This is a genomic window from Actibacterium sp. 188UL27-1, from assembly GCF_016901225.1.
GTDB lineage: Bacteria > Pseudomonadota > Alphaproteobacteria > Rhodobacterales > Rhodobacteraceae > 188UL27-1.
The window spans coordinates 133637-141130 of record NZ_JAFEUL010000012.1 but is presented as its reverse complement, the minus strand read 5'-3'; the positions used below and the strand labels follow the sequence as shown (position 1 = coordinate 141130).

The window sequence follows — 7494 nt, the reverse complement described above, 5'->3', positions numbered from 1 at the left end:
CGCTGGCCACCAGAAAATACAAGCCACCCAGGGTGATCCCGTTGAACAATGCAGACAGGAACACCTTTTTCTTACCGATGACATCGACCAGTTCGGGCGGCCAGATGGCGAACATCAGCCACAACAGCACGACGAACAGCATTGTCAGCATACCGGCCCAAAACGGGTGCCGACTGGCAAAAGATCTCATTCCCAGCCACCGCAAAAGGGCTGGCGAAATGCCAGTGTGCTGATCAACTTTTCCTCCCTGAGCCCCTCACCGGGCTGTTCGTTCCCCCGATGCTACGGCGGGCAAACGCGGCCCCGCATACCCTGTAGTCTGATGGGTTTTCACATCATCGGAAAAGCGCCATCGGTGACGTGGGCAACCCGGCGATACTCGCTTGGGGCGATGCCGACATTGGCCGAAAAGAAGCGCGTAAAGCTGGCCTGGGACGAAAACCCCAGATCAAGGGCGACATCCGTCACGGTCTTTGTAGTGTGCAACAACTCTTCGATGGCCCGCTCGGATCGCAAGGTGTTCATGTACACGTTGGGGTTACGCCCATATACTGTTTGAAGAGCTTGAAGAAATGTGGATGGGACAGGCCGACCGATCCGGCCAGGTTCTCCATCTCGAAGTCTTCACCGATCTTGTCCTGGATGAGACGCAGGGCCCGGCGCACACGGAAATCGCTGAACCTGTTGTAGGATTTTGCGCGGCGGTCACCCGACGCGTTGCTCCATGACTGATCGAAACAGGTTTGTTCTTCGCTATCGAACAGCAGGGCGGTTAAACGGTTCACAAACCCCGTGATCTCGGGCGTTACGGTCAGATCGGGTCGCCCGAACTTTAGCGCAAACTCCCCGGACGAGGAGTTTTCAAGAAACCACATCGGCTTGATGTAGAGCACCAGGCAGATGTTCTCCCGTCCGTCTTCCACACAAAACCCGTGGGGTTCCCAGGGGCTCACAGCCACCGCTTTGCTCGCGGTCACCAGACACACATCTCCGTTCGGGACACGGGCATTGCCGCCGTCCACATGAAAGATCAGGTGCCCTTTGCGGTGTGCATGGGTGATGATTGTCTTGTCCAGTCGGTAACGCGCGGCGCGCCCGAACTCGCCATGGCAGACGGCTATTGCTTGGCTCATCTTTGGACCCTCCCCGATCCTCAGTTATGCTGCTGGCAAACGCCCCTCCTCCAAAGGACGTCCCCCATCAGCGCCGTTCGGGTAGGGATCTGGCAAGCCTTACCGCGCAAAAATCAGACTAGGCGTTACGTTGGAAATGCGCATGGCATGGGCGAAAGGGGCCGTTTTCGACGCGTAAGCGCGGGTATAGCCGGTTTTGATCGTGGTGAAGAATTCGGCGGCATAGCTGCCTTGTTCACGGGGACCAAAGCTTGACCCTTTTGTCCCGCCAAACGGCACATGATAGTCTACACCGGCCGTCGGCAGGTTTACCATCACCATCCCGGCCTGGGCTTTACGCTTGAAATCGCTGGCATATTTCAGGCTTGTCGTGCAGATGCTTGCGCTTAATCCAAATTCAGTATCATTGGCGACGGCTAGCGCCTCGTCATAATCCCGCACGCGGATCACCGATGCGACGGAGCCAAAAACCTCCTCGCGGTTGATCCGCATATCCGGGTGAGTTTCGGTGATCAACGCGGGGTGCAGGAAGTACCCTTCCGTCTCGCACCGGACCTGATCGCCACCAGCACGCAAAACACCGCCCTGCGACCGTGCGGTGGCGATGTATTCGAGATCTCGCGCCAATTGCACCGGATCAACGACCGGCCCGATCTGCGTTTCGGGCGCCAAAGCGGGTCCGACGCGCAGCGCAGTAACACGCTCTGCCAGGATCGAGACGAAGCGGTCATGTAGACTTTCGGTCACGATCAGCCCGGAGGATGCAGTGCAGCGCTGCCCGGTCGAAAAGAACGCGCCGTCCAGGGCACAATCGACGGCGACATCCAGATCGGTATCGTCCATGACAACCAGAGGGTTCTTGCCCCCATCTCAAGCTGGATTTTACGTAGATGGGGCGTACTGGCTGCCGCAACCCGTGCGCCCGTGGCCTGACTGCCAGTGAAACTGATCGCATCAACCCGCGGATCATCCAGGATCGCCTGCCCCACAACTGGCCTCGGCCCGATCACCAGATTGAAGACCCCCGCAGGTACTCCGGCACGGTGCAGGATATCGGCCAAAGCCCAGGCGCACCCAGGCACAAGCTCTGCCGGTTTGAACACCACCGTATTGTCTTAGCATAGGGCGGGGGCGATTTTCCAAGCGGGGATCGCGATCGGGAAGTTTCAGGGTGCGATGATCCCCACAACGCCCACCGGCTCCCGCGTGACCTCGACACCCACCTCGGGGCGGACCTAGGCCAGTAGATCACCGCACTGTCGCAGCGCCTCTCCCGCGAAGAACAGGAATATCTGTCCGGCGCGGGTCACTTCCCCAACAACCTCGGACAAGACCTTGTCTTCTTCACGGGCCAGCAATTCGCCGATCTCCACTTTCCGGGACAGGATCTCATCACCCACGGTGTGGAGCAGATCATGGCGCGGTTGCGGGGTGGTCAGCCCCCAATCTGTCGCCGCTTGCGCTGCCGCTTTGATCGCGGCCTCAGCCTCTGCCCGACCGGCCTGCGCGTAGCTGGCGATGATGTCCGAGATATCCGATGGGTTCACGTTATCTACGGCGTGGGAGGTGGTGATCCAATCCCCATCGATCAGAAGCGGTTTCATTGCGATGCATCCCCGTAGACGTCATCCAAAGCTTGTCGGGCGCCTTCAAACTCCAGACCGCCTTTGCCAACAGCGGCCTGGGCCGCAGCATCAAGCGCACCATGTGGCACGCCCAGCCCCGCCAAGGTTTTCGGCCCCTCAACGGCACCCAGGATGCGATCCATCGCTTGATCAAGCGCAATATGCTTATGGCCCAAGACCTTGAGCAGCGCATTTGCCTTGTCGGTATTCACATCTTGCACCCGGATCACGGCAGGCAGAACAAGGCGGGCGAAATCCGCGTCCTCCAACCCTTGACCAAAACGCATCAGAACAGCGGATATAGCGAGCGCCGGACCGATCTCCTTTTCCTGGGACAAGGCCGCGTTCAGGTTGGCGGCCATCAGTTCGCGTTTGAGGTCGACACCGGCAATCGTCCCGATCTTGGGCAGATTGATCACGCAGCGGTTCAACCCATCCAGCGCCATGCCGTCGGCCGGTGGATTATACGCATTGGTCAGATAGGATTCGCAGCACCGGACGAGGCTTAGAACCGATGCGCGCTGGCATTGTACCTGGCCCGCGCCGATGGCAATGGTGGGGTCGCAAATCATGACCGAGGGCAATCCGGCTGGCCAGCTTTCCAGGTTGCGGGTGCACGGCCCCGGCAAACCGTCCACACCCGGAATGGCATAGAGTGGCAGCCTGCTCTTCAGGCGTTGACCCAGTGCATAGCGACACTTGCGGGCCAGTTCGATGGCACGCGCCGCTCCGAATGCGATGATGACATCCGGCACAAATTCAGACTTGGCCACGGCTTCGGCAATGTCACGAAGCTCGCTACTGTCCAGATAGGTCACGCTTTGGGGATACGCGGTTGCGGGCAGGCTGGCCCGCGCCCGGTCCTCCAATTCTTGCGGGGCAAGCAGGTGCGGCATGACAAGCAGCGGCGCGCGGTGCCCTTCGCGCTCAAGCTCGGAATGCGAAGCCCCCTCTAGCACGTCATCCGCAAAATGGACGCGTGTGGGATACGTGATGAGCGTCATGGCCCTCAATGGCTCTGAATAGCCCCCAATCTGGACGAAACTGCGCGCGTGCATCGGATGCGGCTTTGGCCCTGCCCCAGGAGGCATCGCAACCCTTTGTGAACGACACGTTCGGGGGCATCTTTGGCATATATTAAGCAGTGACAACCGACGGGTTCAGCGATGACCAGAACTATGATTTCGCGCTATACCACAGACGCGAGATACTCGCCGTCGAGGGGGTCGCGGATGTTGAGCTTGCGGGCCTGCCGCAGGAAACGATCTATGTCGAACCCAACCTTGCCGTTGCAGCCAATCAGAACATCCCCGTAGAGGCAGTCGTCAATGCGTTGGCCATGTCCGACTCCCTTGTTGATGCGGGCGAGCTTGGAAATACGCGTCTGCAAACCGCCGATGGCACCGACAGCGTCTCTGACATTGCGGGGCCGTCGGTTGGGCTGGCGTGTCAGGTCGTCAACACCGCTGACATTGCGACGGTATCCCGCGAGCGGATTCAGGATCCCGGTCTAATGATCCGTCACTACAGCTCGGATATCTCCACCATCGGCATCGCCGGGCTCGCGACGGAGAATATTGTTGAGGTCGGCAAACGGGTCGATGCGCGGCTGGCAGAGATCATCACGACTTTGCCTGCAGGCGTGGATCTGCATTCTATCTATGAGCAGCATGAGGTGGTGGATGCCGCCTCAAATGTCTTTCTTGTCAATCTTGCCATGTCGTCGTCCTCGCCATCTTTATGGGGCCACGGACCGCGATCACGGTAGGAGCCATACTTTTTCTAACGGTGCTGGGCACGCTTTTTTTCATGTTGTTTTTCTTGATCGAGATGGAGCGGATCTCGTTGGGCGTCTTGATCATTGCCATGGTCGTGCTGATCCATAATCCTATTGTGGTCGTCGAAGGGATGCAATCGGCCATGGACCGGGGGACGACCTCGCGCGAAGCAGTAAGCGAGGCTGCGGCAAAAACGCAATCGCCGTTGCTCGGCGCAACAGTGATCGGTGCCCTGGCACTTGCATCGATCGGTCTTAGTCCGGATTCGACGGGGGAGTTCATGTTTTCCCTCTTCGCTGTGATCAGTACTTCGCTGCTGCTGTCTTGGTTTCTTGCCCCGACGGTCACGCCGCTGATGGGCCATTACACGTTTCGGCAGGAGATAGCAGATGCCGGTCATGCCTATGGCAGACTGTTTTTCGGGGCTACGGCCTGATCCTAAAGGGTGTGTTGCGTGCTCGCTGGCTGGTCGTCGTTGCATTGGTGGCCATCACGGTTGCCTGCCTTGGAACATTTGGAAATGTGAAGGAGCAGTTCTTTCCCTATTCCAACACGTCGCTCTTTTTCGTGGACTAAAAGCTGCTGCAGGGGGTCACCATCCATGACACCAATTCCGATATCCAAGGTGCTGGGAGACTGGCTTAGTGGTCGGGATGATATCGTGTCTGACGCAGCCTATATCGGCGACGGCGCGCTGCGGTTCACGCTCACCTATACCACGGCCAAGGCCAACCCAAGCTACGGGCATCTGATCGTTCGCGCAAATGATGTGCTGGAAATACCCTGGATCATGGTCGAGATGTGCGGCTTTGCAGCGGAAGCCTTGCTGCAAGGTGAATTCGTCGCCAAGCAACTGGCCTTTGATCCAGGACGCAGAAACACGCATGCAAGCCGCCACCGACACCTTTGAAGGGCCGCGCATGGATTGGCGAGAACAGGAACTGGTCATTGCACCGATCTATGCAGAAGAGCGGGTCAAGGCCGCCGGTGTCACCCGCGATGATATTACTGAAAGCATGCGGTTTGCCACAAAGGGGGTGATCGGCGGAACATATCGGGAGGATGACCGCCAAATCCCCATCTATGTGCGGGCGCCCCAGGATAGTGGCACGGGGCTGGTCGATCACCTCGTTTCTTCCAATAGTGGCCCGCGCTTGATCCCGATCGAGCAGGTCATCGACGGGATGCCATTGAAGGTGCAGGATACGCTTTATCAACGCCGTGACCGCGTCCCGACGCTGACCTTGTCGGGTTCTATCGTGCCGGGCGTTTCTACGGCGGAGGTTCGTGCCGAGGTTTTCCCCGCCATTGAGGAGATCGAGGTCCCGGCAGGTTACATGATGGCGTGGGGTGGAGAATACGAAGACACCCTGGAGGCCAATAGGAGCCTGGCCAATCAGCTGCCCTTTGCCATCATTGCCATAATTGTGATTTCTATCCTCCTGTTTAATGCCTTGTGTCAGCCGTTGATCATTTGGCTGTTGGTGCCGATGGCCGCAAATGGTGCAGTTCTGGGGCTGCTTTTCACGGGTCTGCCCTTTAGCGTTTCCGCCTTGCTGGGTTTGTTGAGCCTGTCGGGCATATTGATAAAAGACGGTATGGTTCTGGTCGAGGAGATCGACCTAGTCCATGACAGCGGCATCCCCCTTGGAACATGCGATCATTCAAGCCTCAACCTATCGTCTGCGGCCCGTCATGTTGGCTACCGCAACGACGATCCTGGGTATGCTACCCCTGCTGGGCGATGCATTCTTTATGTCGATGGCCGTGACGACCATGGCCGGTTTTGCATTCGCAACGGTGCTGACCTTGATCGCGATGTCAGTGCTTTACAGGCTGATGTTCCGGGTTGCAGAGAACACGCACCAATTCGAACCGGCCTTGAGCTCCGGCAACGACGCAAGCACGTACCTTGAAGAGGCGACTTAGACGCCCCCAACAGGCGCTGTCTTTTTGGGGCGACAGCCGTGATCGGAAGGGTTGACGATCACGTGCGACGTGGATCAAAATTGCATTCCGATCCATAATTTGTCGTCCTGTCGCTGCTGGAAATATCCTTCGACATAGCGGGCCGTGTCGCCCATGGGATCGCACCATTCCCAGCAGCCGTCTTGATTGCACGTTAAGTCCTTTCTGGGGTCAAATCCCAGTTCATTCAGGACCCGGCACCGCTGCAGGTACTGTCTGCGCTCGTACGATCCATGGCGCAGATGGCGGAGCCGTCCAGGAACAGAGCCCAATGCCCGATATGCGCCGTTTTGGGGCGCGACGCGGCGGCGCCACGCACGATAGCTGCGCAGCAATGGGCTGTTTGCCCCCAATGCCGCGCCCAGGCAACCAACATCGCGATCCTCGCAGAATGCATGGGCCATCACATGGTCTCCACTGCCTACGATGCCTTCATCGAACAGCCCGGCCCCATTCAACACCTCACGGCGGATCGCCCAAACATAACCTGTATGGCCGTGTTTGGCGAAACCGGCACTGCTGAGATCCCGATCACGCGCCACGCGGGACGCGAAACTTGCCGCTGGTGGGTCAGATGCGAAGACCGGCCATTGACTGGCATATTCGAAGGGTTGCACGACCTCCGCATCCTCCAGTGCCCGGCGGGTCTGAAGCAACCAATCGGGGTTTTCAAAGATAATGTCCCCATCCAACCACATCACGGCATCGCAGGATGGAGGAAGGGCGTGCAGCGCGATGTTAAGCAGCCGCTCCTTATGCCACAAAACGGCTGTTGACCGGACGACGATGTGATTGTCCAGCCCGCTCAGTTCTGCCGCATGACCGGGCTGAATGCATTCAACCGTGTGTAAAAGCGTGCTCGCCTCGCCAAGCCCGATCACGAAACGACGAAAGTTTTCTCGCATGACCCGGCTTTTGGTCGGATTGAAGAAGCAGGAAATCAGTCGCACCATCTTATCCTTGGCTTGAGATCACGCCCCACGGCACCGC

General features: G+C 58.4%; 8 protein-coding genes and 3 pseudogenes. 5 read left to right on the top strand and 6 right to left on the bottom strand.

Annotation, left to right across the window (positions count from 1 at the left end):
• The 5 genes and pseudogenes from IU397_RS15815 to IU397_RS15795 all read right to left on the bottom strand — a co-directional run.
• Positions 1–190: pseudogene (locus IU397_RS15815) on the bottom strand (branched-chain amino acid ABC transporter permease); the annotation flags it as partial.
• A 140-nt stretch (positions 191–330) separates the two neighbouring features.
• Complete coding sequence (locus IU397_RS15810; protein WP_239479843.1) at positions 331–525, bottom strand: helix-turn-helix domain-containing protein; 195 nt, start codon at positions 523–525, stop codon at positions 331–333.
• Positions 522–1133 (bottom strand): helix-turn-helix transcriptional regulator, encoded by a 612-nt coding sequence (locus IU397_RS15805; RefSeq protein WP_204415589.1) that lies wholly within the window; start codon positions 1131–1133, stop codon positions 522–524. The genes IU397_RS15810 and IU397_RS15805 overlap by 4 nt, the downstream gene beginning before the upstream one ends.
• A gap of 177 nt (positions 1134–1310) precedes the next feature.
• Positions 1311–2737, bottom strand: a pseudogene (locus tag IU397_RS15800) (aldehyde dehydrogenase family protein); the annotation flags it as partial.
• Positions 2734–3762, bottom strand: a complete 1029-nt coding sequence (locus IU397_RS15795) for an iron-containing alcohol dehydrogenase (protein ID WP_204415587.1) — start codon at positions 3760–3762, stop codon at positions 2734–2736. The pseudogene IU397_RS15800 and the gene IU397_RS15795, both read right to left, overlap by 4 nt.
• A gap of 140 nt (positions 3763–3902) precedes the next feature.
• Here IU397_RS15795 and IU397_RS23650 point away from each other — a divergent pair, with 140 nt between their 5' ends.
• The 5 genes and pseudogenes from IU397_RS23650 to IU397_RS23955 all read left to right on the top strand — a co-directional run bounded on the left by IU397_RS23650 (position 3903) and on the right by IU397_RS23955 (position 6465).
• Positions 3903–4526: an efflux RND transporter permease subunit gene (locus tag IU397_RS23650; protein ID WP_204415586.1), complete on the top strand. Its 624-nt coding sequence runs from the start codon at positions 3903–3905 to the stop codon at positions 4524–4526.
• Positions 4499–4972: an efflux RND transporter permease subunit gene (locus tag IU397_RS23645; RefSeq protein WP_204415584.1), complete on the top strand. Its 474-nt coding sequence runs from the start codon at positions 4499–4501 to the stop codon at positions 4970–4972. Before IU397_RS23650 ends, IU397_RS23645 begins: the two co-directional genes overlap by 28 nt.
• A 165-nt stretch (positions 4973–5137) precedes the next feature.
• A complete protein-coding gene (locus IU397_RS15780) occupies positions 5138–5446 on the top strand; it encodes a hypothetical protein (protein ID WP_204415582.1) in 309 nt (102 codons plus the stop codon).
• Positions 5421–6146 (top strand): annotated as a pseudogene (locus IU397_RS15775) (efflux RND transporter permease subunit); the annotation flags it as partial. The gene IU397_RS15780 and the pseudogene IU397_RS15775, both read left to right, overlap by 26 nt.
• 19 nt (positions 6147–6165) lie before the next feature.
• Complete coding sequence (locus IU397_RS23955; RefSeq protein WP_370541703.1) at positions 6166–6465, top strand: efflux RND transporter permease subunit; 300 nt, start codon at positions 6166–6168, stop codon at positions 6463–6465.
• Between the two features lie 74 nt (positions 6466–6539).
• On the opposite strand, the gene IU397_RS15770 is transcribed toward IU397_RS23955, so the two are convergent.
• Complete coding sequence (locus tag IU397_RS15770) at positions 6540–7454, bottom strand: hypothetical protein (protein WP_204415578.1); 915 nt, start codon at positions 7452–7454, stop codon at positions 6540–6542.
• Positions 7455–7494: the final 40 nt, after the last annotated feature.